General features: G+C 41.2%; 27 protein-coding genes. 5 read left to right on the forward strand and 22 right to left on the reverse strand.

The genetic code is table 11. The features are described from left to right. Positions 1-42 precede the first annotated feature (42 nt). From wecB to CJD36_RS13825, 7 genes are all read right to left on the reverse strand, one after another. On the reverse strand, positions 43-1,149 hold the full coding sequence (gene wecB / locus CJD36_RS13795; RefSeq protein WP_105039764.1) for a non-hydrolyzing UDP-N-acetylglucosamine 2-epimerase: 1,107 nt from the start codon (positions 1,147-1,149) through the stop codon (positions 43-45). Positions 1,150-1,159: 10 nt separating this feature from the next. Beyond that, positions 1,160-2,614 carry a glycosyltransferase family protein gene (locus CJD36_RS13800; RefSeq protein WP_105039765.1) on the reverse strand — a complete coding sequence of 485 codons (1,455 nt, stop codon included), beginning with the start codon at positions 2,612-2,614 and terminating at the stop codon, positions 1,160-1,162. A gap of 23 nt (positions 2,615-2,637) precedes the next feature. Further along, positions 2,638-3,384 carry a glycosyltransferase gene (locus tag CJD36_RS13805; protein WP_105039766.1) on the reverse strand — a complete coding sequence of 249 codons (747 nt, stop codon included), beginning with the start codon at positions 3,382-3,384 and terminating at the stop codon, positions 2,638-2,640. Between the two features lie 183 nt (positions 3,385-3,567). Continuing rightward, the gene (locus CJD36_RS13810) at positions 3,568-4,671 is read right to left on the reverse strand and encodes a hypothetical protein (RefSeq protein WP_105039767.1); all 1,104 of its coding nucleotides are present in this window, start codon (positions 4,669-4,671) and stop codon (positions 3,568-3,570) included. An 82-nt stretch (positions 4,672-4,753) separates the two neighbouring features. Further along, a complete protein-coding gene (locus CJD36_RS13815; protein ID WP_105039768.1) occupies positions 4,754-5,218 on the reverse strand; it encodes a YdeI/OmpD-associated family protein in 465 nt (154 codons plus the stop codon). 22 nt (positions 5,219-5,240) lie between these two features. Beyond that, positions 5,241-5,609, reverse strand: a complete 369-nt coding sequence (locus CJD36_RS13820) for a DoxX family protein (RefSeq protein ID WP_205685606.1) — start codon at positions 5,607-5,609, stop codon at positions 5,241-5,243. A gap of 45 nt (positions 5,610-5,654) precedes the next feature. Next, positions 5,655-6,071: a VOC family protein gene (locus CJD36_RS13825; protein ID WP_105039770.1), complete on the reverse strand. Its 417-nt coding sequence runs from the start codon at positions 6,069-6,071 to the stop codon at positions 5,655-5,657. A 109-nt stretch (positions 6,072-6,180) separates the two neighbouring features. Here CJD36_RS13825 and CJD36_RS13830 point away from each other — a divergent pair, with 109 nt between their 5' ends. Together CJD36_RS13830 and CJD36_RS13835 are read left to right on the forward strand one after the other, a co-directional pair. Further along, positions 6,181-7,149: a GlxA family transcriptional regulator gene (locus tag CJD36_RS13830; protein ID WP_105039771.1), complete on the forward strand. Its 969-nt coding sequence runs from the start codon at positions 6,181-6,183 to the stop codon at positions 7,147-7,149. Between the two features lie 10 nt (positions 7,150-7,159). After that, complete coding sequence (locus CJD36_RS13835; protein ID WP_105039772.1) at positions 7,160-7,669, forward strand: hypothetical protein; 510 nt, start codon at positions 7,160-7,162, stop codon at positions 7,667-7,669. 89 nt (positions 7,670-7,758) lie between these two features. Here CJD36_RS13835 and CJD36_RS13840 read toward each other — a convergent pair whose 3' ends face one another. Continuing rightward, a complete protein-coding gene (locus tag CJD36_RS13840; RefSeq protein WP_161499315.1) occupies positions 7,759-9,621 on the reverse strand; it encodes a T9SS type A sorting domain-containing protein in 1,863 nt (620 codons plus the stop codon). Positions 9,622-10,087: 466 nt separating this feature from the next. On the opposite strand from CJD36_RS13840, the gene CJD36_RS13845 reads away from it, so the two are divergent. Beyond that, positions 10,088-13,039, forward strand: a complete 2,952-nt coding sequence (locus tag CJD36_RS13845) for a sensor histidine kinase (protein WP_105039774.1) — start codon at positions 10,088-10,090, stop codon at positions 13,037-13,039. A gap of 9 nt (positions 13,040-13,048) precedes the next feature. Further along, entirely contained in the window at positions 13,049-13,789 is a 741-nt protein-coding gene (locus CJD36_RS13850; protein ID WP_105039775.1) for a LytR/AlgR family response regulator transcription factor, read from the forward strand. Positions 13,790-13,855: 66 nt separating this feature from the next. Here the strand turns inward: CJD36_RS13850 and CJD36_RS13855 are convergent, their stop codons facing one another. The 11 genes from CJD36_RS13855 to CJD36_RS13905 all read right to left on the reverse strand — a co-directional run bounded on the left by CJD36_RS13855 (position 13,856) and on the right by CJD36_RS13905 (position 23,422). Continuing rightward, a complete protein-coding gene (locus CJD36_RS13855; protein ID WP_105039776.1) occupies positions 13,856-15,046 on the reverse strand; it encodes a pyridoxal phosphate-dependent aminotransferase in 1,191 nt (396 codons plus the stop codon). 104 nt (positions 15,047-15,150) lie between these two features. Next, on the reverse strand, positions 15,151-16,209 hold the full coding sequence (locus CJD36_RS13860) for a class I fructose-bisphosphate aldolase (protein WP_105039777.1): 1,059 nt from the start codon (positions 16,207-16,209) through the stop codon (positions 15,151-15,153). A 115-nt stretch (positions 16,210-16,324) separates the two neighbouring features. Next, complete coding sequence (locus tag CJD36_RS13865) at positions 16,325-16,636, reverse strand: type II toxin-antitoxin system RelE/ParE family toxin (protein WP_105039778.1); 312 nt, start codon at positions 16,634-16,636, stop codon at positions 16,325-16,327. Then, positions 16,633-16,887, reverse strand: a complete 255-nt coding sequence (locus CJD36_RS13870; protein WP_105039779.1) for a hypothetical protein — start codon at positions 16,885-16,887, stop codon at positions 16,633-16,635. Before CJD36_RS13870 ends, CJD36_RS13865 begins: the two co-directional genes overlap by 4 nt. A 23-nt stretch (positions 16,888-16,910) precedes the next feature. Then, on the reverse strand, positions 16,911-17,396 hold the full coding sequence (locus tag CJD36_RS13875; RefSeq protein ID WP_105039780.1) for a hypothetical protein: 486 nt from the start codon (positions 17,394-17,396) through the stop codon (positions 16,911-16,913). 83 nt (positions 17,397-17,479) lie between these two features. Then, entirely contained in the window at positions 17,480-19,048 is a 1,569-nt protein-coding gene (locus tag CJD36_RS13880; RefSeq protein WP_105039781.1) for a hypothetical protein, read from the reverse strand. Beyond that, a complete protein-coding gene (locus CJD36_RS13885) occupies positions 19,049-20,386 on the reverse strand; it encodes an ArnT family glycosyltransferase (RefSeq protein ID WP_133162648.1) in 1,338 nt (445 codons plus the stop codon). Between the two features lie 18 nt (positions 20,387-20,404). After that, positions 20,405-21,256, reverse strand: coding sequence for a peptide chain release factor N(5)-glutamine methyltransferase (gene prmC, locus CJD36_RS13890; RefSeq protein ID WP_105039783.1), 852 nt, complete (start codon positions 21,254-21,256; stop codon positions 20,405-20,407). A gap of 323 nt (positions 21,257-21,579) precedes the next feature. Then, complete coding sequence (locus CJD36_RS13895) at positions 21,580-21,903, reverse strand: helix-turn-helix domain-containing protein (RefSeq protein ID WP_105039784.1); 324 nt, start codon at positions 21,901-21,903, stop codon at positions 21,580-21,582. Positions 21,904-22,104: 201 nt separating this feature from the next. Then, positions 22,105-22,698: a DUF5683 domain-containing protein gene (locus CJD36_RS13900; RefSeq protein WP_105039785.1), complete on the reverse strand. Its 594-nt coding sequence runs from the start codon at positions 22,696-22,698 to the stop codon at positions 22,105-22,107. 91 nt (positions 22,699-22,789) lie between these two features. After that, positions 22,790-23,422 (reverse strand): hypothetical protein, encoded by a 633-nt coding sequence (locus tag CJD36_RS13905; RefSeq protein WP_105039786.1) that lies wholly within the window; start codon positions 23,420-23,422, stop codon positions 22,790-22,792. Between the two features lie 222 nt (positions 23,423-23,644). Here CJD36_RS13905 and CJD36_RS13910 point away from each other — a divergent pair, with 222 nt between their 5' ends. Beyond that, a complete protein-coding gene (locus CJD36_RS13910) occupies positions 23,645-25,399 on the forward strand; it encodes a DEAD/DEAH box helicase (protein ID WP_105039787.1) in 1,755 nt (584 codons plus the stop codon). 85 nt (positions 25,400-25,484) lie between these two features. Here CJD36_RS13910 and CJD36_RS13915 read toward each other — a convergent pair whose 3' ends face one another. From CJD36_RS13915 to CJD36_RS13925, 3 genes are all read right to left on the reverse strand, one after another. After that, positions 25,485-25,889, reverse strand: coding sequence for a Rieske (2Fe-2S) protein (locus CJD36_RS13915; RefSeq protein WP_161499316.1), 405 nt, complete (start codon positions 25,887-25,889; stop codon positions 25,485-25,487). 132 nt (positions 25,890-26,021) lie between these two features. Beyond that, positions 26,022-26,300: a hypothetical protein gene (locus CJD36_RS13920; protein ID WP_105039789.1), complete on the reverse strand. Its 279-nt coding sequence runs from the start codon at positions 26,298-26,300 to the stop codon at positions 26,022-26,024. A gap of 120 nt (positions 26,301-26,420) precedes the next feature. Then, on the reverse strand, positions 26,421-26,846 hold the full coding sequence (locus tag CJD36_RS13925) for a hypothetical protein (protein WP_105039790.1): 426 nt from the start codon (positions 26,844-26,846) through the stop codon (positions 26,421-26,423). Positions 26,847-26,898 lie beyond the last annotated feature (52 nt).

The raw sequence follows: 26,898 nt of genomic DNA on the forward strand, positions 1-26,898 counted from the left end.
AATTATAGATATTGTTGTCAGTTGCAGACAAACATTTATCAATTACATCTTTAGCATTGAATCCAATATTCTCTGAGATGCTTTACCATCGCCATATGGGTTAGACCTCATGGCCATTCCATCATATGCGCTCTGATTGGTCAACAGATTCATCGCTTCTTTATAGATCAGTTCTGTATCGCTACCAACTTTTGAAACTGTACCCGCTTCTACTGCTTCGGGACGTTCTGTAGTGTCTCTTAAAAGCAATACCGGTTTGCCCAGTGAAGGCGCCTCTTCCTGTACACCACCGCTGTCGGTAAGTATCAGTTTAGAGTTATTCAGCAACCATAAGAACTCGGGATAAGCAGCAGGAGGGATGAGGTGTATCATCGGGTTGTTGCCCAATATTTCATGCACTACATCTTTTACATTGGGGTTAAGGTGTACCGGGAAGATGACCGGGATCTTAGCGTCTTCTGATATCCTTCTTACTGCCTCGCAAATATTCTGAATGCCGGAGCCGTGGTTTTCGCGGCGGTGCATTGTGATCAGAATGTAGTCCTTTACATCCTGTAATTTTAGGTCGAGAATGCCCTGCGGAATAGCATTTTCTATTTTTTCCAATCCCAGGAACAGCGCATCAATAACAGTATTGCCGGTGACCAATATTTTGTCGGCTGGTATGCCCTCATCTAATAAATTGCGTTCTGACTGGTCTGTAGGCGGATAATGGAAATCGCTCAGACGGGTTGTAATCACGCGGTTGATCTCTTCAGGAAAGGGAGAGAATTTATTAAATGTTCTTAACCCGGCTTCAATATGTAGCACAGACACTTTGTTGTAGAACGCTGCAAGTGACGCCGCCATAGTAGTGGTAGTATCGCCCTGCACCATTATGTAGTCCGGCTTTTCTGCAAGTAAAAGGTCATTTATTTTTACCAATAGTTTGGATGTAAGCCCTGCCAATTGCTGGTTAGGTTCCATCACTTCAAGGGAAAAATCAGCTGTGATCTTGAAAAAATCAAGCACCTGCTGTAACATTTCTTTATGCTGGCCTGTGGAGCAAACGAGCGTTTCGAAATTGTTGTCAGCCTTTAATAATTCAATTACCGGGGCGAGCTTAATAGCTTCCGGGCGGGTACCTAAAAAAACGATTACTTTTTTCATTTGTTCTAACTTATGAAATTATTCTGATCACCTTAATGGTATCTGTTCCACTTTCGTGAAACAATACAAAATTGGTAGAAGCAGAATCAATTTTGTATTCGATCTTATAACCTGATGGCAAAAAACTTTGTAATAGAAAGGCGTCTGTCCAGTCGGGTATAGTTACTTTATTTATTTTTTCTGTTGTTATTTTCCTAGCTACTTCCAGATGATTATATTTTACCTGGGTTTTACGTTTTATCACTCCTATTGCTAACAGTGCTAAACAAGGTATTAATATGATTGCTACTAACCCAGTGGCTAATGTTTTATTAACACCATCGTATAATACTTTTAAAGCGTAGGCTACAAACAACGTAGCGAACGGGACACAAAAAGTATGATAGCGGGAATATAAAGCGGTATAGTGATGCGACTTTATACTAAGGGCCGCGAGAAAGAAACTGCTGCTGACACCTAAGATAAATAACAAATGGAGGTTCCTTTTTTCCGTTGGAGTCTTTGAAACTTTAAGCGCACCAAAGTATAACGCAATAACCATAAGAAAAGACACGATAACAATTCCTGCCGAACCATTAAATGCCGGGAAAACGGTTTTGAAATTTAATGCGCCAAATTTGAGACTTCTCAATACCACTTGCGTCACACTAAACATTTCTTCAGATTGTTTAGCTTTAAGGGCACTATTCTGATTCTGCATTGTACCAAATCCCTTGGCAGCGAAGTAAAAATATATACTTACTATAACGACGGGGACCGCAATGGCCAAAATATTTTTCGCTGTAAACAATAATCCCCTTTTCACGAATAATATATATGAAAGCAATACAAGTATAATATATGCACTTAGATAGTGCGAAAGAATAGCAGCAACTGCAAAGAGGCCAGTAAGAAAAAGGTGAAGCGTCCTGTCGCCCTTGTACATATACTTATAGAAAAATGTAGTTGCGAGTGTTACCATCAACATTCCCATTTCGTATGCTCTTACCTCCTGGGCCATACCCCAGAAAATGGTATCGGATGCAAGCAGCAGCAGTGCGAGTGAGGTGAAGATGCTGCCTTCCATAAACAAGCTACAAAGCACAAAAAAAGCTAAAAGAGTGGCAATGGCACAGAGTTTTGAGTAAAACAGGTAGCCGCTAAAGGAATTTCCGGACAGCATTGTGAAAAAATGCAGCCCTTCGTTGTACAGCAAGCTGTTGCCATTATCTATAACAGTGCAGGTATATGCTTTTGAAAGATTATTTTGCTGCTCCAGAGCAACAGACGTGTTTAACTGTAAGGCTGTTAGTGCATTGCCATCTGTATAATACAATCCTTTAGCGCAGAGAACTGATACCGTCTCATCATACCAAATATTTTTTTTTGCAGGGTAAAACAGTACGCAACAAATAACTAACAGCAGACAAGCGATGTTGAGCTTTTTAATTGTATCTGAACTGAAAAGGGATTTTTTTTCCTGCATATCAACTTCTATGGTAAGTATAGTTATGGGTTTATCCTGCCCAATTTATAATCCATAAGCAGTTTTAGTGTCTGGCTCATGGTTTTTTGTACGTTCATTTTAGATTCCCCCTGCTTAAGGTCATACCTCAGTATCATAGGCACTTCGTGTATAATTGCACTTTGTCCACCTATCTTTATTAGTATCTCCACCATGCAGCCAAACCCTTTTTGAGTGATGAACTTGTCACCGTACAGTGCTAGTGTTTTGTTGATCATAGTTACTCTGTAAGCTCTGAATCCACAGGTATAGTCTTTAACACCTTCAAAACCCACAAATACCCGGAATAGTAAACCGGCAGCCCAGCTAAAGAACTCTCTTGATTTTTTAAGACCTCTTATTCTTGCACCTGGCTGGTAGCGAGATGCAATTACCAGATCACTCCCTTCAGAGAACTGCTGAACCATGCGCTGTATAAGGAATGGATTCTGACTGTCGTCCGCATCTAGCGTTACTATTACATCTTCGTCGGTGAGATCTTTTACTGCGGTTCTGATCCCCTGATTGATTGCATTTGCCAGTCCGCCGTTAGGATAGATATCCAATACATTTACAGGGATCTGTCCCTGGAAATTTCGCGCAACTTCAGAAGTTTTATCCTTGCTGCCATCATTTACCACCAGTACACTAGCGTTCCATCCATATACACTATAGGCGTCATTTATTCGCTTAAGTAGTGGCGGTAAAGATTCTTCTTCATTGTAAGCAGGTAAAACTATCCGTATGTGCATATCTTTCTATTTCGTGGAGGTATATTTAACTATTTATACATTCATTAAATATTTAATAAATGTAGCCGGTATATATTGCGCTAAAGTAAGCTATTTCTTAAAATTAGTGCTTGAAAAGGGCAAAAAAGTCATTAATAAATTATTACACTTAAATATTAGGTATTAATTGCTTTGTGCGTTTGCTTATTCTTCTTTCAGCAGTAGTGGCTCATAGCGGTAATAATATATTGCAAAAAGTATGATAGCGATAATAAATTCGAGGGTGATAAACAAAAATAGACTGAACGATGCGAGTAAAATGATGGTGATAAAGAACATTATGAATATGATGCCGGTGTATTTATTGAGGTCGAGCTTTGGGATGTACTGAATAGTAGTGTATAGTGATAAACGCACAACTGCAAGCATATATATGGATAGAATAACAGAAAGTGATATTATGCTTATTTCATTGTATAGTAAGAAGATCAATTCCGGTAACAATATAGCTGCGTACGTAAGTGTAAATTGCGACAATCGTTTGGGCAGAGGGATGGGTAGATTGCGTAAAAAACTCATTTCTGTTTCCAGAAACCTTACATAGTAAGTGGGAAGGAGGGCGTGTGCAGAAATAGATAACAAAATGAGAAAACATATATTTTCCCTGCTTACTTTGTCAGCGTTAAGTGCAACAAGAAGCTGCAATGCCAGCATGGAAAAGATCTTAATGGAAATAAAAGGTCCTTTTTTTTCATTTAGAGAATAGTGGAGGAGGTAGGTAAAGAATCCCCTATTCCGGAATATTGATATTGACGGTAAGACAAAGGCAGGTTTCTTCCAGGTAGTGTTAATTCGATGGAATGACGTATAAGTTCCGGCAATGATCATGATGAGTTGTATGAGTAGCATCAAAATGCTACCAGCAATATGTTGTGACTGAAAACCAACAAAAACTGCAATAAGACTGTAAATGAGGATGGGAGCGTATAGCGAAATGTGGGTAATTGCTAATAGTCTGTATTGCCGGGAATTACTTAAGCCTTGTAAATTATAAAGGAATTCATTTTCGGGAAGGGTCAATTCCCGCTGGGCGAAGGATATGCATTTAAGATTATATAACGAGGAAATAGTAGCAGCTACTAAAATATTGGTTGAAGAAGATACCGCGGCCAGCATTAGTCCGTGGTGTAATCGAATAGTATCAGGGCCGGGTAATATGGCAAACAAGATAAGGAAGGAGAACAGGAAAAAACCTGCGTTCACCTTATAAAACCTGCTGGCTATTAATGTGGATAATAATTGAGACATACACAGCGATGAAATGTAAAAAGCTATAATTCTACAGAATTATAGCTTTTTACTGAAATAATTAAATGGAGACTGTTAATACTTATTTTCCTTCTTTCAACTGTATGATCGCTTTCTCAATTCTACGTTGCCTGGTTTCTTCATTTTTTGTCTCGCCAATAGGCAATACGTAGCTCTGCCTTTTGCTAAAAGACAGTCTTTCAAATGCATTATTTGCTGCGGCATCTTTATCAAGTGCTTTTTGAAATTGCGGGTGCACTGTTACCAACCGCTCTTCGGTATCTAGTTCCAGCATTACGTCTATTTTGTCACCACCTGCTATACCAGTTTTTTCGCGCACTGCGGCACTAACACCTATCATATATACACCACCCATTACCGCTATACTGCTGCGGTAGGTATACCCATTGACAGTAATTTTTACAGGTGGTTTTTTACCTGCGCCTAATTGATCTACAACTTCAGCTGGAACCTCTATTCCCGTTGCTGTTTTTTTCGCCAGTAGTAGCGTGGTGCTGAATTCTATTTTCTTATTTGTATTTGCCATATTATGGTCTTTTTGTTAGGATTTAAACAGCTGTAGTCTTATATTTTTTATGGTAGAGCACATAAGCTGCAAATCCAAGACCAATAAAGAGGAACATGGGTGCCCACTCGATTGGGCTCTTGCCAAGAGCGTCAAATGAATAGGTAGCACTTATGAGGTCGAACATAAGCCCTGCATAAGCCCACTCCTTTATTCTCGGGAAGCCGGGGATGATAATAGCCAGTCCTCCCAATAACTTGGCAACACCGATAAACTTGAGGAAATACATCGGATAGCCCATATCATCATGGATCATTTTTACGGCATCCGGGTTCATCATTATATCGGGTATAGCGGAGAATATCATAAAACCTCCGAATAGTACGACCACGATCCAATATGCGATGTTCATTTTTTTGTTAGCTGTTGACATAAGTGTGTGTTTTGAATAGTGAAATTATTGTTTTTCTTTCGTAAAGTTAAGTAACCAATGATTGCCGTATTTGTCTGTGAGGTCGCCAAATGTAGCGCCCCAGAAAGTTTCTTCAAGCGGATGGTCTGCAGTTCCACCCACCACAAGTTTATCATAGTAGTCTCTGACCTCTTCTATGCTCATGCAGTCGAGCACCATAGATACATTATTGCCTTTTACAAGCCCTTTATCGTTGACCATATCAGAGCCCATTAAGACCGTGCTGCCATTGGTGAGCGTAGCATGCAGAATGTTGTCTTTCAGTACCGCTGGCATATGGGCTGCCATAGGCGATTCACCAATGGTTTGTAGGAGCAATTCGCCACCAATGCATTCCTTATAGAAATTCATGGCCTCCCTGCAATTACCATTGAATGTCAGGTATGCGTTAATCTGTTTCATTGTTTTATTTTCTTTCGCAAAAGTATCTAACCATTTCTATAGGAACAGGTTATGGAAATGACAATTGAAAGGGTGTATTACGACAACGAAATATTTTTATCTTTAACTCATGAAGCACATTTCTATACTCATTCCTCATGGTCCGTCAAGCACAGTAAACATAGATGGCAGCCACCAAATATTGACTATGGTAAACAGTATTTTGGCGCAATTTGGAAAAGAGCCGGCATTTAATGTGCAACTAGTAGGACATGCACATAGAGCGACAGTACCAACGGGTGCGGTTACTATTACACCTGATGCATCTATAGATGATATTACACATACTGATCTTGTCATTATCCCTGCTATGTATGGAGAGCTGGAACAGGCAATGACGCTCAACAAAGATTTTATACCCTGGATAAAGAAGCAACATGACAAGGGGGCGGAAATAGCCAGCATGTGCATTGGTGCGTTCCTGCTTGCTTCTACCGGCTTATTAGATGGTAAGCGGTGTTCTACTCACTGGAGGATGGCTGATGAATTCAGGCAGATGTACCCCGCTGTAAACTTGATAGATGAGAAGATGGTAACGGAAGATAGCGGCATTTATACAAGTGGCGGCGCTTATTCTTACCTAAACCTGCTGATGTACATTATTGAAAAGCATGCTGGCAGGGATATGGCTATTATGATAGCTAAGAGTTTTGCAATAGACATTGACAGGGATAGCCAATCGCCATTTATGATCTTCCAGGGACAGAAGGGGCATAATGATGAAGAAATAAAGAGAGCGCAGCAGTATATAGAGCAAAATTTCAGTGAAAAGATCTCTGTTGACGAACTTGCAGATATGCATGCGGTTGGCCGTCGGAGTTTTGAGCGCAGATTTAAGAAAGCTACCAACAATACTATAATAGAATATGCACAGCGGGTGAAAGTTGAGGCGGCAAAGCGCAGCTTTGAGACCAGCCGCAAAAATATAAATGAAGTAATGTACGAGGTGGGTTATACTGATTCTAAAGGCTTCAGGGATGTGTTTAAGAAACTCACCGGATTGACGCCGATCGAGTATAGAAATAAATATAGTAAGTAACTGTTTAAACATGATAACAAACCACCCCATAGCGGTCACCATTTTAATAGTTATAGTGATAGTTGTTTACAGGTTAAGAAGAATAAAAAAGCGCAGGAGGGTTGAAAATCCGCCGGTAACATTTGAGGAATGCGAACAAGAATGGTTGAACAAGATAGAAGAGTTGGGCGTTGCTTTTCCTGTTCTATATAGAGATAATGATGAGGTGCCGGAAGCAAGAGGTTTTGAGTCGCTTGAAGATCTGTTGGGAGATTATGATACCGTAAGCTTTGATAATGACGATAGAAGCATGCTCATTGACCAAAATGGTAAAATTGTTTCCCTGCAATACAATGAGTTGCAAAGACTGATATTCCCGAACGAAATAATTGACTGTAAAAGAACACCACTTGAGTTGTTGGAATATCTTCATCCGATCATAGATCACATGCTATCTGCCGAAGAATATGACCACGTGAAAACACTTCCTGATGTTTCTGAAATTATCACGTACTTGTCTGCAACATTGGAATTAGAATAAGGTAATTTATAGTTGTAAGATAGGCTACAATAAAATGAGCCACACGTTTATGTGTGGCTCATTTTATTGCTTGTTCATGGTAAGTATTTTTAGTGCTGAATGGCCACCTTTATCGTTTGTGCTGCACCACTCTTGTCGGCAATTTTTACGAGATATACTCCTGAAGCAAATTTAGAAGTGTTGATCTCTGCAATGCCATTAGTACCAGCGCCTGCATAAAGTGTACGACCCATCATATCGGTCAGCACGATCATGAAATTATCTTTGCCATCGGCATGTGCAAACAATTTATCTCCGGCAGGGTTAGGATAAACAACTGCGTTCATTTCATTGTTTATTTTGGCTACTCCCACGTTGTTATTGATTGTATTCAATACTTTATTTGTAGCTACACCCGGATTGTAATCGAAGAAGATATTGGCACTGTTATAGATCTGCGTGCCGGGAGCAAGACCTGGCTTTGGCAATACGCTGTAGGTAAACGAACCAATGCTGCCGTCAGGGTTGCTGATACTATCTGGAAGATTGATGTTGTTAAATCTGAATCTAACCGCGTTGCCGTCTTTATAAACTTCAACCGGTGAGCTGCTGTTCATCATGTGCAAGGTTCTTACATCAAGGTTGGCGCTTAGGGTATCATCTACAGTTATGTTACGTGCCGCAGCAGTACCAGTATTCTGGAAGTGTACATTGTAGACAAGTTGGGTGTTGTTCGCAATGTAACCCTGCGCACCCACACCTTGCGGGCATACAGCAATTTCGTTGGGATCCCATGATGATGTGACTACTCTGGTAAATGTTTGTGTGTTATTGGCGAGGTTAGGGTCGGTATAGGCAGTTGGTGTTGCAGATACTGTGCAGGTTACTACCGATCCCAAAGTGGCACTTACATCAGTGTAAACTTTTATTCTCGGATAGAAATAGAAATAACTGCCCACAGTGCTCGCATTCCAGGTAAGTGTGTTGCCGGATACCGATGTGGGAGGTATTGTGGCATAGCCTGCATAGTGGAGATGCGGATCGAGCGTAAGTGTTACTGTATTAGAGAATGCGGTGCATGAATAGCCCCAGTACCACCATGCATGACCTTCTACTATCTGCACCCATGTTGTGTCACCAGGCACTACGCCATATGTGCATCCGCCGGCCCACACATCAAATGTGGAGAGTGGGACACAAGTATCGGCAAAATCCTGGCTGTAAGTTCCGCCTACTGCAACGGTAAGGGTATAGAGTCCGTTTGCAGGGCAAGACGGTGCAGCATTACCTGTGGGGGTAGGGCCGGTTGCGGCCCAATAAAGTGAGTATGCGTATGCGGGGTTTGCCAGTATAGTGTAGTTACCTGCAGGAGCTACAATGCTGTAGAAGCCACTATCGTCGGTATAGCCATAAAGCGATGTGTCTAATGTCACATTGTTGATAAGAAAGATAGGTGCCCATACAAGACCCTGTTCACCTGCATCGCGCACGCAATTGTGGTTATTATCCATGTACAGGTGGCCGGTTATTGGGGCGCATGTGTTGCTAAGCACAGTCGGCGACATAGCCACCCATGTGTTAGATACTCCACTGGTTGCGGTGACGGTTGCAGCCTGGGTAAATGATCCCGGTATAGTATAAACATGGGTGAATGAGCCATCAACAAAAGATGAGTCTCTTACCCTGAGCGAGCTGCTTGTACCGTCTCCCCAGTTCACGTATAGTGTGCATGAGTCTCCTGGTACAGCGGTGCCGGTCATCCATCCTACTACCAGCATACTTACAGTGTCAGGCAATATGCATGCGGTTCCCCCGGGAGCAAATCCGTAAACGTTTGTCGTTACACTTGTCCACTGTGCGTTACTTTTTTCTGCTTTGAAAGCGAACAGCAGCGCTATTATGAAAGCCGCCAGGTAGGTAGTTCTAAAGGAACTACTTCTTGTTTTCGATGGTTGAATAAATGTGTTTTTCATTTTGTTTGGTTTTAAACGTTGAAGATATGGTTCGGTATATAAGACCATCTTCACGCTTTAAAGGTTGGGAATTTATTTTATAAAATGTTGATTTGCAAATATTTACGATTGGTCTTGAAATAGCAACAGTTCATCAATGCTTATTGATGAACAGGGAGGAAAAGTGGAGTAGATCTTGCCCGAAAACGTTATTTTCGAAATATTACCTCTACAACTAAAACACAAATGTGTGGCATATTACTAGCCTCGCAAAGCTGTATTGTATCGTGATGTACTTTCATTGTATAAGTGTGTAGTGGCTTTTATTTGCAAAAAAAAGAAAAGAATAGATTGCTTTAATTGTTGCTTTTTTAGCTACTTTACTATCATAAACGCATAGCAGACTGTCTTGTCTTTAGCATAGAAATTATATTGGATTTCGATGCGAAATGACGCACTAAATACTGAAGGGAGAGGGTAACTATTCATGAAATCAACGTTGGCTACCATATTGTTTGCTTTTTTTGTGCTGTTCTGCGGCGGTGCGTTATTTGCACAGCAACAGCAGTCACGCAACTATGGTATGAAAGATGGCCTGGCTGGTAACACTATATACAGTGTTCTTGCCGATAACAGAGGGTTTCTTTGGTTTGCAACGGACGGTGGTGTGAGTCTATATGATGGATCAACCTTTAAGAATTTTTCTGTAAAAGATGGGCTGGAAGATAATGACGTGCTCAGTATGTTTCAGGATAATGACGGGCGGATATGGTTCTATTGTTTCAATAAGCAACCCTGCTTTTATTACAAGGGCCAATTCTTCAATTCTAAAAACTCAGCTGAATTACGGAAGATAAAAGATTACAACTGGCATATATTGTGCATAGCGGCTCACGAAGTTTGGTTTCAGGGAGGTGGAAATATGTATAGGTTCAGAGATAATAAGGTCACTTCTTTTCATCTGCCTATAACAGAGGGATTGAATATAGTTACAGAAATAAATTCGGTTATATACATCATTTCTCAGACTGCGTTTTATGCATTTAACGCTCGAATCGGAAAGTTTGAAAAAGACAATAAACTCATAAGGGATAATCGTTTTGATTCGCATATTGTAGATGCGGGCAATGGTGTATTTCTTCTAATTGACAGGAGTGCAGACAGAGGTGCGGCTGATATTTACAGGTGCGTGGTTGACCCTGAAAACCATACTGTGGTTACAAAAAAGTGTGGCTATTTAGACAGACAGATGAAGAATTTTGTTGTGGATCGAACGAATAAAAGGTTGCTTGTCTTGTTTGCAGACAATACTGCCATTGAAAAAAATATGACTTCTGACACATTAGCTACATTACGATCTTATAAACTGCCATCACTGGCATCAGACATAGCAACAGACATTCAGGGCAATAAGTGGGTGACAATGCTGGCGGGTGGCGTAGAGGTATTTCCCGGTAATCCATCAACAACTATTGCAGTTTCCGGCACAAAGGGGGCGTTAACTTGTATCTGTCTGCTCAATATGGACGGTAAGATTGTAGCAGGAACCAGCGAGAATAGCCTGGTATTTCTTGATAAAGGGAGAATGAGCAATTTGATACATTTTCATCAATACAGAGATATAAGCCGGGTAATTGATGTAAAAGCCGATAAATACCATAGGCTGTGGGTAGGTACAGACAATGGTATTTGTATCTATGACCCAAACAAAAGGAGCTTCAACTATGTTGGTGTGGCCAATAGCATCAAAGACATTAAGTACGATTCAGTTTACGACTGCATGTTGTTTGCCTCCAGTTTTGGATCTTTCTATATACCATGCGACAACACGAAATTCACGGCAACAATTACCAGCGAAAGAACAACGTGTATTGCCAGCAACCGCGGAATAAATTGGTACGCCACATTAGATAATTTATATAACAAATCAGGCGGCTTTTTTGAATATAAGTCTACTTTGCCCAAGGTGCAGCAACAACTATACAATCAACTCGGCAGCCGGATAACCTGCATGGAGCCGGATGCCCAAAACAGGCTGTGGGTAGGCACTTCGGGTAATGGGGTATTTGTTGTTGATAATAAAATCATCTTATTCCATTTTACTACTGAATCGGGTCTTACCTCCGACATTTGCAAGAATCTTTATCTTGATAGCAAAGGAGAGGCCTGGGTGAGCACTAATCAAGGCGTTGCCCGTATCACCCTGTCAGGCAAACAATTCAGCATTGTCAAGTATAATGATAAAAATTGTCTGCCAGATAATAATATCAACGATGTCCTGGTAGTCAATGACACAGTTTATGTGGCTGGTGGCAGCGGTATTACGTACTTCAGTAAAGACAGGATCACTAATCGCTATGCTCTTCCTACATACATTACAAGGGTAAAGTCCGGTCCCGATGAGTTCGCTATTGCTGATAGTACTATGGCCATCAAAAGTCGGCACAATACCATTAGTATATCCTTCTCGGGGTTGTCTTACGTAAGTAATGGCGATATCAAATATGAGTATTTCATAAAAGAGCTTAATGATAAGCCGCTTGTCACTAAAAACACAATAGTCACCTACAGCGGTCTTGGGCCGGGTACTTATAATTTCTATGTAAGCGCTATCGATATTTTTGGCAACAGAAGTGTTCGCCCTTCACACATCACCTTCACCATTTTGCCGGAATGGTATCAACAGCTATGGTTGCGGTGGCTGGCAGGGTTGCTTGTAGTAATGGCTGTAGCGGGTATCACATTTTATTACAGCAAGATCCATGAAAAGCGCCGTAGAGTGCGCTCCGAATTGTTGCAAACCATATCCAGGCTGGAGCTGGAAGCAATACAGCAGCAAATAGATCCGCATTTTATTTTCAATTGTCTTAATGCCATACAGGGTGTTATTTACAAGAATAATACAGACGTAGCAAGCTATTTTATTAATCGCTTTGCCAAGCTCATGCGCAAGGGATTAATGCTATCGAAGGAAACATTTATATCTGTTGAAGAAGAGTATGAATTCATCAACAACTACCTGGAGGTGGAACAATTAAGATTGAACAATAGTTTCGATTTTACTATTGTTGTGGATGGCTCCATCAACAAAAGTCAGCCGTTGGTTCCGGCATTCATACTACATCCATTTATAGAAAATGCTATTAATCATGGTATCAAATATCTTAAAGGAGAGCGAGGTACTATAAACGTTGAGTTTGTGAAAACAGATAGGATGGAGATTCGGCTTACCGACAATGGTATAGGCGTTAACGCATCTAAGAAGATAAAAGAGCAGCGCTTATCAGGTCATACGTCAAAGGGGACTGAACTGATATTGGCAAGGGTGGAGTCTTTGAACAAAATATACAACAAGGATATAGGAGTGGAGATCTTAGACAGAAGTGACCAGGGACCAGGGGAACGGGGTACAATCGTTATTATTTCATTTGGTTTTTAATAAGCAATTATGATACAGGCATTGATTGTAGAAGATGAACAATATAGCAGGGATATACTAGAGGGGCTGTTATCGAAATACTCGCCGCAGGTGGAGATACTTGACTATGCGTGTGATGCCAATGAAGCTGTGGAAAAGATAGAAGCATTGAATCCGGAACTGGTGTTTATGGATATAGAGCTGCCTTACGGCAATGCCTTTGATATACTGGCAAGACTTAAAGACATATCGTTCCACATAGTATTCACTACAGCATACGATGAGTATATTTTAAAGGCACTCAAGGCCGGTGCAACCGATTACCTGCTAAAACCGCTTGACCACGCGGAGCTGACAGAAACTATTGCACGCGTAGAAAAGAAAATTGGAGAAAAAAAGAAGTATGCCAATATAGAGCAGTTGCTTGCGGCATTTTCGAAACAGTTCAATACCAACACGCTTGCCTTGCCTACAATGGATGGCTACAATTTTATCAAGTTTGAAGATATTATTCGCGTAGAGGCCGATGGTAACTACTGCAAGATATTCTGTCTCAATAAACAGAGCTACACAGTTACACGGCAAATACATGAGATAGAAGAAAAGTTACCCGCTGTTGCATTCAGCCGTATACACAATAGTCACATAGTAAATGTGGGCTTTGTGAGGGAATATATAAAAGGGCGTGGTGGCTATGTAATTATGTCCGATGGATCTCAGGTTGATGTCTCTAATCGCCGGAAAGACCAATTTCTCGAACGATTACTGTAGTCTTTATAAAATACAAGAACCCTGAAGAGGGGATACTCTTCAGGGTTCTTGTATAGAACTGGATCATTAATTTTTATACACTTTTAGTGCCGCTTCCAGACAATCCATTGCGCCGTTTATGTCTTCTTTGTTGAGTACGTAGGCCATACGAACTTCATTGCGACCTTTACCAGGTGTGGCATAGAAGCCGGCGGCAGGTGCCATCATTACTGTAGCGCCATTATGACTAAAGTCTTCAAGTAGCCATTGACAGAAACGCTCTGCATTTTCTACAGGGAGTTGAGCCATTGCATAAAATGCGCCTCCAGGTAGAGGGCAAAGCACTCCGTCCAACTTCTTCAGGCGGTCTACTAACACGTCTCTACGCGATGTGTATTCTGCATGTACTTCATCGAAGTAGTCAGCTGGCAGATCTACTGCAGCTTCACCCAATATCTGAGCAAATGTTGGCGGGCTAAGGCGTGCTTGTGCAAACTTCATAGCGGCATCCAATACCTGCTGATTGCGGGTAACGAATGCACCTATACGGCCACCACATGCGCTGTATCTCTTAGATATTGTATCCAGTAAAATGGCATGTTCTTCAAGGCCCGGAATAGACATTGCAGATATATGCTTGCTGCCGTCGTAGCAAAACTCGCGGTACGCTTCATCGCTGAACAGAAACAGATCATGCTTCAGGCATATTTCCTTCAGTACGTTCAGCTCGTCCATGCTATAGAGGTAGCCGGTAGGATTGTTGGGATTGCAGATCATTATAGCCTTTGTCTGCGGTGTTATTGCCTTCTCAAAGGCCTCAATAGCAGGTAATGCAAATCCGCTCTCAATGCTGGACGGTATAGGTACTACCTTTACTCCAGAGCTTGTTGAAAAGCCATTGTAGTTGGCATAGAACGGTTCAGGAATAATGATCTCGTCACCTGCATCAAGGCAACTCATTATAGCAAACATGATAGCCTCTGAGCCACCTGTTGTTACTATGATCTGGTTGGCAGTAACGTCAATATCATTGCGCTTGTAGTATTCCACAAGCTTTTTGCGGTAACTATCGAAGCCTGCACTTGGGCTGTATTCCAGTACGGTCATGTCTGTGTGACGCACAGCATCAAGTATTGATGGCGGCGTTACAATATCAGGCTGACCTATGTTCAGGTGATAAACTTTGATTCCTCTTTTTTTAGCAGCGTCGGCAAATGGTACCAACTTGCGAATAGGCGAAGGGGGCATCATGGCCCCGCGATGTGAAATAACCGGCATAAAAACAAAGATAATGCTAAATGTGAAGTACTGTATTTTGTTTAAAGAAGAAGCCCATGAATACAATGCATCATGGGCTTCTCTTATATTGTCATTTTTGGGAATTAAGCTATCGTAACGCCATTATCCAGGTATACATCCTGTATAGTGTTGAGTAATTCAACACCAACCTTCATATCCTTCTGGAATGCCTTACGGCCACTGATAAGACCCATACCACCCGCGCGCTTGTTGATAACCGCTGTAGTTACTGCTTCTGCAAGGTCAGTTGCTCCCTTAGACTCACCACCTGAGTTGATCAGTCCTGCACGGCCCATGTAGCAATTAGCTACCTGATAACGGGTAAGATCGATCGGGTGATCTGTAGTCAGTTTATCGTAAACCAGTTTGTGTGTTTTACCGAAGTTCAATGCATTATAACCGCCATTGTTGCTTGGCAATTTCTGCTTGATGATGTCTGCCTGTATTGTTACACCCAGGTGATTAGCCTGTCCAGTAAGGTCTGCAGCAGTATGGTAGTCAATACCATCTTTCTTGAAACCGCCGTTACGCAGGTAGCACCAAAGGATGGTAGTCATACCCAGTTCGTGAGCATATTCAAATGCCTTAGCTACTTCTACTATCTGGCGAGCGCTCTCGTCTGAACCAAAATAGATAGTTGCACCTACTGCTGTTGCTCCCATATTCCATGCATCCTTGATAGTACCGAACATGATCTGGTCGAACTTATTAGGGTAAGAAAGGAATTCGTTATGATTGATCTTAACGATCATTGGTATTTTGTGAGCATACTTGCGTGCTACTGCACCCAGTACGCCATAAGTAGAAGCAACAGCGTTGCAACCACCTTCTATAGCCAGTTTTACAATGTTCTCAGGATCAAAATAAATAGGATTAGGAGCGAAAGAAGCACCAGCGCTATGCTCTATTCCCTGATCTACAGGAAGGATAGATACATAACCTGTACCACCTAAACGACCATGAGACATAATGCCATTAAGGCTGCGCAAAGTCTGTACATTACGGTTTGAGATACCCCATACGTCATCAAGATGTGTAGGAGAAGGTAAGTGAATAGCAGATTTGTCAATAGTCTGGCACGTGTGGCCTAAGTAGTACTCGGCTTTATCGCCTAATAATTCATTTATTTTGTTAGATGCCATAATATGGTTTTTTGAATTCGAGTGCAAAGGTATTTTAAAAAGTTAAAAGTTAAAAGTGAAATATTAAAAGTAATAAGACGTAATAGGTATAATTAATTACTACTACGTGGCCATTTTACTTTCTGAATTTCTTTTTAGGATGCAGTTTTTGGTGATGGATGGAAGAGATGAAGATAAGATTCTTAACGGGCTGTATTTTATAAACTATCGTATATGGGAAGTCTTTGAGCGATGCTTCTCTGTAAGTTTTCCTGAATTTTACGCCATAAATTTCTGGAGAAGCCAGAATCTGGTCTAGTTTTTGACTGATCTGTGTTGCAAATCTTTCCCCAAGATTTGCATCTTGTGCTTTATACCAGGTGTATGCTTCATCAAAGTCTGCATCAGTTTCAGGATGGAAGAAAAAAGAGTATTTATTTATACTCATTTAGCAGGCTTTATTTTAGCTTCATGTCTGTTTTTTGCTCTTGTCATGAATTCATCAACGGTGAGAATAATGCCTTTTCCCTCGTCCATTTCTTTAAAACGACGATCTATTTCTTCCTCAAAAGCGTCTGCCTCATTATCCTGCTGCTGCACTTCCAGCATGGCATGGATCATTCTTACAGTTGTATCGTCGGCAAGATCAATGCTTTTCTTTACCTGCTTCTTCAGCTCTTTAATTGCCATCACAGTCATAACCACTAATTTATGTAAAAATACTAAATTTTGTTATCTGAAAAAGGGTTGGCACCTCTTTCTATACTCCTTATGTGTTTCAATTTGAAATGGTCAGGTGCTGCATAAGACATGAATTGTTCTCGGTCTACTGTGAAAGTGGATCTTATAGACAGGTCGAGTGAATTGTCTGTAAATTTTTCAACGAGCAATTTTGCTGCCTGCATGTGTGGCGAGTGGAAGTCGTGCAGGCTCACCAATAAAAAGATATGATAGGTAGCATCGACATCTACTGTCAAATAAGCTACCTTAACCATTATATCTTGCTGAGCCGCCAATTGATCCATAAGGTCTTCCGACTTTTTGGTAGCCTGTGGTAGCGTGTTGTCAATATAGGTTATAAATTCCTGGGTGGTATTATAGGCCTTGTTCGGGCTATTGCGAATATCTTCTTCTGTAAACCATCCGTTCGGGGGATTGATATCGCTGAGAATATTTTGGTGTGTTTCTAGTTTGTTAGTGTTTGGCATTAGTTATTATTTAGGATGCAATATTCAACCTATAATAACTCTAAAATCATGCCCGCAATCATTTGGTAGATTGATGCAAAACACTAGTCTTTGATGCGGTATATCTTCAATCCTGTAATGTTGTGCATCTTCAATTCAGGAAAAGGTTTTCCCTGTTCATTTATGAGCGCTCTTGTCATGCCTGATCTGCTTTCATCAAAGACAATGTAATAATCTATATCGTACCGCCTTATTTCTTTAAGCAGCTCTTCTGAGGTTACTTTGTCGGGGTACGGAATGCTGTAGTATGAATTGCCACTGAAGTAGGCTATCCGCGCTACCGATTGCATTTGCCTGGAGGTATTTAGGTTGCTGGTAAATTTACCACGTATACCATTTGCTTTCAGTGCACTCGCCATTTGTGCATCTCTGTCGGCACCGGAGTTGGCTATTTTCCATATTTGGGCAATAGGATAAACAGTAAGACTAAGCGCAAGCATCGCATAGATGGTGTTCAAACCCGTTCTTTTGGTGAGAAAAGGTATGTTTCGCTTTACTATGTAATCTATCAGCACCAAACTAATTGGCAACATGTACCACAAATAACGAGACTCAAAGTTTATGGGCAGGTAACCTAGCGGAAATAAAAGGAATGATAATGCAATTACCCGAATGGCTATGGGGTAATTCGACCATAGCTTACGGCGACGAAGCGCACCTAATACTACTAAGCCGGTCACCGTAAAGAATATAGACAACTGCAATGAACTTATCAGCAACCTGAATAAGTTGATCCCTATTCTTACAAACTGTAATCCAAACAAATGCCATGAACTCCAGAAGTGCGGTGTGACTCCGTTAGATGCATAAGGGTCTTCCCAGTAATATGGACTATCGGGGTAGGCGGGAGGCAATAAGTGTTTGATGTTGCCCGTCCAGTAAGGGTGCCCCACCAGGTACCAGGACATGTTGAGCGAACCAGCAGTTGATGTTGTCCATATGCCATACTTGTAGTGCAGTGCATAGATCCATGGGAAGCTGAACAATAGCATTGTTGCTATACATGTGAGAGATATTTTTAGCCATTGTTGTTTGTTTTCAGACAATAGGTAAACACAACACAATATGTTTAAAATAAAGAATGGAAATGAATAGGCTTTGGCGAAGTAGGCTAATGCGCCAATGAACCCCGTTCCTATCCAAAGTTCCGGTTTTGTAGTGAAGCTCTTTGCAAGCATGATTCTTAGTGCAGCAAGTAAAAAAAAGCATTCCCAAAGATCATCGAAAGACTGTGCGAATACTGCATAACAAAGAAATACAACCAGTGCTCCATTGAACCACCACTGTAGTTTACTTGCAACATCGAATTTTAGTAGGAATGACTGTGTGATATATAAAAATCCTGTGGCGCCAAGTGTGTTGATAATAACTGAGGCAGGTATAGGTTGCAACCCATATCTAATAAGAATCGCTGTAAGCCAGCAACTCCAGGGACTCCAGTATCCGTTTATAGCTTGCACATAAACGCCTTCCGCATACCGGCGTGCAATTGTCAGATATGCAGTGCCGTCGGGGTCTACATAATATTGAAAGGCAGGGTATATAAAGTACAGCACTATCCACATCAGCATGGCCGACACAAAAAAAGGCGTGTATTTATTAGAGGTCTTCATCTATTTTACTTGCAATCGCTTTTGAAGGGTTGAAGAAATGCCAATAGTTGCACATCCGATTGCAATGAGTGACACGGGTAGAAAATACCGCGTATTGGCTATAGGGCCAGCAATCACTGCAAAGTATAATAAAAGCAGTAGTGCAGATAACCTGATGTGTTTATTGATAGATCGGTCAAAAAAGAATAACACCATACCGCAGAGCCTTAATAAGTTGAAGAGGAGTATAGGGATGATAAAGATCATAGACCTATTGGCAGATAAATAACTGCCGAGCCCTGAAATGCCTTTTTCTTTCATTGTTGTAGCAAGACCTGTGCTTTGTTTTGAATACAATCCGCCATAAGTAAGATGGCCTGTAAACAGGTCCATTTCTGCTTTCCCCGGATCAATAAAAATGCGGCCTGCACTTTTTAGGTGAAACAGCATGTAAGGAGCAAAGTGTTCTTTTAGGAGTGCTATGCCTCGGTTATTGGCATAATCATATCTGTCTTTATATTCCGGAAATGCATCAATGTCTGCCCGCTCATTTGCCAGAAATTTCGCAGCGCTGTCCGCACCCTGTGTTGCGGTGTAATAGGCATTGAAATAGTAAATGGCATTAAATGACTGGTTACTGGAGAAGTGTGATTTGCCGGTACGCAGTTCATTACTGTAGTTGTAGCAAAGTACTACGCAAACAGGTAGCGACATGATAAGTAATGGTCTCTGCATTTTGATGTTCCATCGGAGAAACAAAATGAACAACGTAAGAAAGTGAATGGAAACGAAAGGGTATAGCACAGGTTTCACAAATAGTCCTGCTATCAACCACAAACACATATACCACCCATGGCGAAGATTGCGGGTTTTATATAACGCTATAAACTGGCCAAAGTAGAGCAGTGTAAATGATTGTAGCAGTATGTCAGGCGCAATGGTATTGGCGTTGATAAATTGCGATGGACTGGCTATTACTAATAGAAGCAGTAGCCAATCATATCTGCGGTTAAAGCCGAGATGCAGGAATAGTTTTCGGGCATAAACAATATTACCTATTGAGATCAAATTTTGCAACACCAATACTATCCAGTTGTTCACTGAAAAAAGATAAACGCCGCTAAGAAATAATGGATACAATGGTTGCCTTTGCGTCATATACTCCGGCTGAATGGGCATAGCCGGGTTGCCGCTGTAAAAGAAAAACAAGTTCTTTATATTCATCGCTTCATAGATATACTCATAAGAGTCGCCCATGTATATACGGGTATAGTGCAGCGCCAGCAGGAAAAATACAGCATGTACCAGCACTAATGCGCTGATAAAACTTCTGTCTTTTTTACTGTACCTGAAACTCATAGTTTTTTATTGTAGTATTTATTCTTGGGCCTTCAGCATGCGCCAGTTGCCGTGCATGTCCTTGCGCATCTCTACATTGCTATAGCCCATCAGTTCAAATAGTGCTTTTGTCTCCTGCGCGTGCGATGATTCCAATTCGCAATATATGAATCCCTTTTCAGCAAGGTGCGTTTTTCCAAATTGTGCAATAGCCCTGTAAAATAGCAAAGCATCATCATTTGGAACAAACAAAGCTATTTCGGGCTCATGGTCCTTTACATTACTGTGCATGTTAGCCTTCTCAGCAACAGGAATGTACGGGGGATTAGATACGATTACGTCGTACACGCCGGTATTATTTTGTTGCTCTGTGTCAAGTATATCCATCCCTATAAAATGGATGTTGGCCATTAGTTTCTTCGCATTGGCGGCGGCAGTCTCTAAGGCCATTTCACTTATGTCGCAGGTAGTAACTATAGCTGCAGGTAGTGCCAGCTTTAACGATATAGGTATACAGCCACTGCCAGTGCCTATATCGAAGATCGTTAGATTTTCCTTCTTATTGTCATCAATGATCCACTGTACCAGTTCTTCTGTTTCTGGGCGCGGAATAAGTACATGTTCGTTGACTATGAATTCCCTGTTCATAAACCATGCCGATCCAGTTACATATTGCAGAGGTTTGCCGGTTAGCAGGTCTATACAGGCTTGTGTGAATAAGGTCTGCTGTTCCCCTGTAAGTTCTTTGTCCTTGTGTACCAGTCGTTCCAATTTGTCAAGGCCGGTTACATGCAGCATTACTTCATGGGCTATTGCCGAGGCTTCGCGCTCATCATACATGGGAGTTAATTCTTCTTTCAGCGCATAAAATGCCTGGCTGTAAGTATGCATAGTTGTAAAGATAGTTTATACAAGATAGTAGTTGGCACGTAAGCACGAAATCCATGATCTTACATTTCAGTTTGGTGGATAACTTCACGTTTTTAGTACTTTCAAAAAGTGATGGGGTGAAAGTACTCTTGTATACCACAGTAAAATGGTGAATTAGGTTTGTTGGTAATGTTGAGGTAGCTACGCATGTATGCAAACGAACTAATTCTCTAATGGTGTTATGAGCCTCTTATTGATCAGAGGTAGTGAATGCGGATCGGTATAAAGCAAACTGCCCAATGCTCATTGAAAAGCATTGGGCAGTTGTATAATTGAATACGTTTTTAGTTCTGCATTTCACCTACCAGGTTGATGTGCTCTGCACTTACCATTTGTAGTGCAAGGCTCTTAATAGAAGGGTATACAAGATCGTATATGCCTCTTTTGCTTGCTGGCACATCTGCTTCCTGCATCGCTACTATATAGATAATAGATTCAGGGATATCCAATACCTGACATACTTTGTTTATTGTCCTCTGACTAGGGCGCTTTACGCCGGTTTCAATTTGCGATAGAGAGGTTTGAGAAATTTCACACTTTTCAGCAAGTTCATACTGAGTAATAGATAATTTCTTTCTGATGGATTTAATAGCTAAGCCAATATTCATGATCGGTGATTTAAGAAAACGTTAGAGTAGTAATAATTGTATAGAAACTTTAAAATTGGTGTGTTGCATATAAAGACGTAAGAACAATTGCTTTCGTTGGGAAAATGGAAATTTTATTTTGTTAAAATTTATTAACCAGTAGTACTATTGATAATGTGAAAAAATAATTGTCGATGGAATTATAGATATTTCACAGTATTGTCATTTCAATGTCACCGCAAGCCCTATTCCCAAGGCTTTCGGGTAAACTACCGGTTGCACATTTAGTGATATGTCACGCGATATATCGAAGTTCTTTAAATGGGCACCAGTTATTGCTTCAAGTACTTGTAAAGTATATCCTACCCCCGTGAAAAGCACAGTAAGGTTAAGAAATTTATTATAGTCATTTTGCAGTTGTTGTAGCTGATCCTGAGTGTAGATGTTTACATACTTATCAGTAGGGTATGGGTTATTTATCCTGCCTATGTATGCTTTTCTGAATGCTTGATAATTATTGAGGTTATCAACAAAATAATATCCGGCTACTGCAAGGCCGGCATATATAACCGGTATCTTCCAGTATTGTCTGTTATAAAACTGGCCGACGCCAGGCAGTATAGCCGAATAAAGGCCAGCCCTTTTGGGATTTGGTTGGAAGGGAAGGCGTTTTATAATGAGATCATTATTGCTATTGCTGGCTATGGTGTCTGCCGGCGCACTATCCGCAGATTGGCATTTGGCGGCTATTGGTGTTAGAACCAGAGCCGAGGAAAACACCAATGTATAGAGCAATAAAATAAGTGAAGATTTCAAACTGATTTTTATTAGGCGAGGGCAAAGTTATAGATTATTAAATAAAGTCTATCAAATTGGTATGCTATTCAATATTTATATGAAAATTGTATTACATGCCGCTGCGCTTATTATACAGCGCGAACGAGAAGCCGAACCCGAACATAAATCCACCCGGGGCTAAAATATTAACAGCCTTGTGGCTATTTTCTGTAATGGGATTGCCATTTACATTGATCTGTTCAAAATGAACACCTGTCAATGGTATAGATCTGCCTAATTCCAGGTAGAAACGGTTATTGTATTTACCTACTGTCCAGTAGTGATATGCACCGAGGAATATATTAGCTTGCGACTTTAAGTTAAGCGTAACTTCTTGCCTGTCGTTGTATATTGTCTCGAGCCTGGTTTTGAAATTATCGGCACCTGAATTAAATGTAAGTCCTCCGCCAAATGCAAATCCGCGTTGGGGAGATCTGAGATAATATTTCCCGCCAACATATAATTTGTTACCCCAGGTACTTGTTCCCGCGCCGCCATCTAAGGTCACATTGCTGGTAAGGGGTATGTTCACATCAAATCCAAGTACGCCTGAAGGGTTGTTGATACCCATACTGAAGCCTATATAACAAACGGGTGGTTTTGATCTGTACTGTTTTTTTGTATTCTCTTTTGAATTTGTTTGCTGGGCAATAGCCCCGGTACTTAATGATAGTAAAAGGCAAATAGAAATCAGCTGCTTCATATTTAGATGAGTTATTTATTTATGCATAAAGATATTAAAATATAGACACTATCGAATTTTTTCTACAACCTGTAGCAATATTTATGCCACAATCTTTCGAAGAGAAATATTAATCATGTTATTTATGTATAAGTTAAAATACGTTCAGAAGCTTTAGTCGCACTGTAATTGTCAATATTTAAACGTAACTTTGCGGCTTCATATATTTAAAGTTCTTTATTAATGGATTCTTTTTCTTCCTTCCCAATGCGGGAAGAGCTTAAACAGGCGTTAGCAGACCTCGGGTTTGAAACGCCAACACCAATTCAACAGAAAGTCATACCTTATCTTTTATCGGAGCCGAAGGATATCATCGGCCTTGCACAAACAGGAACAGGTAAAACTGCCGCCTACGGACTTCCTTTGTTGCACCATACAGATGTTAATATAAAATCTGTACAATGCCTTGTATTGAGCCCTACACGTGAATTGTGTATGCAAATACAGACAGAAATGCAGAAATACGGCAGCCAGATGCGTGGCTTGCGTATAGCAGCAGTATATGGTGGCGTGCCTATTATGGGCCAGATACGCGATGTGCGTGCCAATCCACAGGTTATAGTGGCTACTCCGGGTAGGTTGATAGACCTTTTGGAGCGTAAGGCAATATCTTTAGAAAGCCTTCAGTATGTCGTTCTCGATGAGGCCGATGAGATGCTGAACATGGGTTTCCGTGAAGATATTGAGCTTATATTGAAGAATACTCCGGCTGAAAAGAAGACGTGGTTGTTCTCGGCAACTATGAGCAATGATGTGCGTAACATAGCTAAGCGCTTCATGAAGGAGTGGCAGGAATTCTCAGTAGCAGCAGCCAATGTTACTAATGAGAATATCGACCATCAGTATTTTGTAGCTAATCACCACAACCGTTTCGAAACATTGCGTCGTTTGCTAGATTTCGCTCCGGGTATCTATGGTATCATCTTTACACGTACCAAGCAAGATTGCCAGGAAGTGTCTGAAAAGTTGATGAAGATGGGCTACCATGTGAGTCCTTTGCATGGCGATATGGATCAGAAGATGCGTAGCAAGGTAATGGAGCGTTTTAAGAGCCGCCAGTTACAGGCTATCGTAGCTACCGATGTTGCTGCAAGAGGTATTGACGTAAATGACATTACTCACGTAATCAATTACGAATTGCCAGATGATCCTGAAGTATACACGCATCGTAGTGGTCGTACCGCTCGTGCCGGTAAATCAGGTATTTGTATGTCTATCGTTTCTCCTAAGCAGATAGGTAATATCCGCCAGATAGAAAGGTTGGTTAAGCAGAAATTCCACAAGACAGATATACCTGATGGTGCTGAAGTAGTACGCAAGCGTTTGTTCTTCTACATGGAGCAGATTGCTAACGCTGAACCTAAGGACGAATTTGCTAAGATCTACTACGATTCTATGCACGACCAGTTCGCTAACGTGGACAAGGACGAACTTATTCGTAAACTTATCTGGTTGCAACTGAAGGATACAATTGATGCCTATTCTGATTCTGAAGACCTGAATGCAGGTTTTGAGCGCAAGGGTGGTGCAGCAGGAAATAGCGGTGGCAGCAGGTTTACCCGTCTGTTCATCAACCTTGGTGAAAAAGATGGCTTGAACTCACAGCGTTTGCTGCAGTTCATCACTGAATCTACAGATATTGAAGCCAACATGATCGATCGTATTACCGTACGTGACATGAGCAGCTTCTTTAATGTACCAACTGATGCAGCTGAATACATAAAGGAACATTTGTCAAACAAAAAATTCAAGACCCGTAAGGTTCGTCTTGAAGAAGCAGATCAGCCAAGAGGCGGTAGTGGTGGCGAAGGTCGCCCTTATGCTAAGCCAGGCGGTGGCGGACGTTTCACCGGAGAGCGCTCTTATGGCAGCAGACCACCAAGTTCAAGTGGTGGCAGCTATGGCGGTAGCAAAGGTAGAAGCCGCAGCAGAGATTAATTATTGACCTAATAATAGAACAGCCTGTATCGTGAGATGCAGGCTGTTGTCGTTAATGGAAGATGAAAAGTGTGTACTTCTTCATTTACCACCGGTCTATGTCATCGTCTTTATCTTTATCACGTGCATTGAGGTCAGTATTCAGGCGCTCATTTTCAGCTTGCCACAATGTGTTCAACAAACCAACATAAATTGCTCCATCCCTTATTTCTACAGGGAACGTAGTCATTTTATATCCTTCCCCACTGGTATTACGTCCATTAGCCGGATCGAAGCGATACTTATGCAAAGGGCATACCACACGTCCAAGCGGGTCGACCCACCCGTCGCACATAGGGGCACCTGAGTGTGGGCATAGTGCTGCAAACGCAAAGATCTTATCAGCGCGTTTCAACAGGCATACTTTCTTTGCCCCCGTTGTTGTTTCAGTGGGTTTGTCTTCTGCTAAGGAGGCCAGTGTTGCCGTAGTTTTGTGGAAGGTATAGAGCATTATTATAAGTCTATAAGACGCCAAAGATAGCCACATTCTGAGTACGGCTATCTAAAACAAAAACAGCATCTGCGGTGAGGCAGATGCTGCACGAACGGTTAAACATGAAAGCTTTAACCGAACAATAATGGATTAGTTATTCATTTTGATGCAGCCATCTTTAATGATCACATGATCGCCATCTTTTAGTTCCACTTTGCCACATTTGGTTTCTATAACGCATTTTGTTCCGCTGCCTTGTATGGTTACAGACGAAGTTGCATTGTCAAATGTTACTTCTCTTTCATTGCCGTCCATTTTGCTCGTCATTGTTACTTTTTTAGAGTCGCGGTTTTCGTAACGGAGGGTAACGCCACAGAATGCCTGGCTAGCTAATAGCAGCATGGCTGCTGAAAGGATCATTTTTTTCATAAATTCCTGTTTTTTAGAATGGTTTTAAATGAATAGTGTTGCAAAGTAATGCATATTGCCATTGCATGTTTGCAAAATTATATAAGTGTGCTATTATTTAATGTAAGTGTGTGGCCGCAATCAGTTGCACCTTTTGTAGATTCTCCTTACACCGTCGTTGCCGTTTATGTTGCAATACATGAACGAGTAGTCATCAGGGAAACGTACTTTATAGCTGTTGTGTTTGCTTTTCAATTCAAAATATTGGTGTTTTGGGGCATTAGGGAAATAGTTTGCCTCTTGCAGCGTGTCAATGAAAATTACTTTGCCACCCCTCTCGAGTACGAACGTGCTATCAGTGATCTGAACTCTTTCGGTAGAGTCTACCGATGTATCTGCGCTGTTACCCTCAAAGTGTTTTACCAACTTCCAGTAACCCAGGGTAGGGTCAGTCTCTTTAGTAGCCAGCGGCTTGGATTGGGGCGATCGGGTGAGGTCATTATTTACTGTTGGCCTGCAGGAAGTAACAATAAATGTGTTTACAAGTAGAAAGAAGAAGAGCTTCATGAATGTTGTTTGGACTGCTAAATTAGCCGCCCGCACTTTTATAACCCGTCGC

Origin of the sequence: Flavipsychrobacter stenotrophus (genome assembly GCF_002954265.1) — a bacterium.
In the GTDB taxonomy this organism is placed as follows: domain Bacteria; phylum Bacteroidota; class Bacteroidia; order Chitinophagales; family Chitinophagaceae; genus Flavipsychrobacter; species Flavipsychrobacter stenotrophus.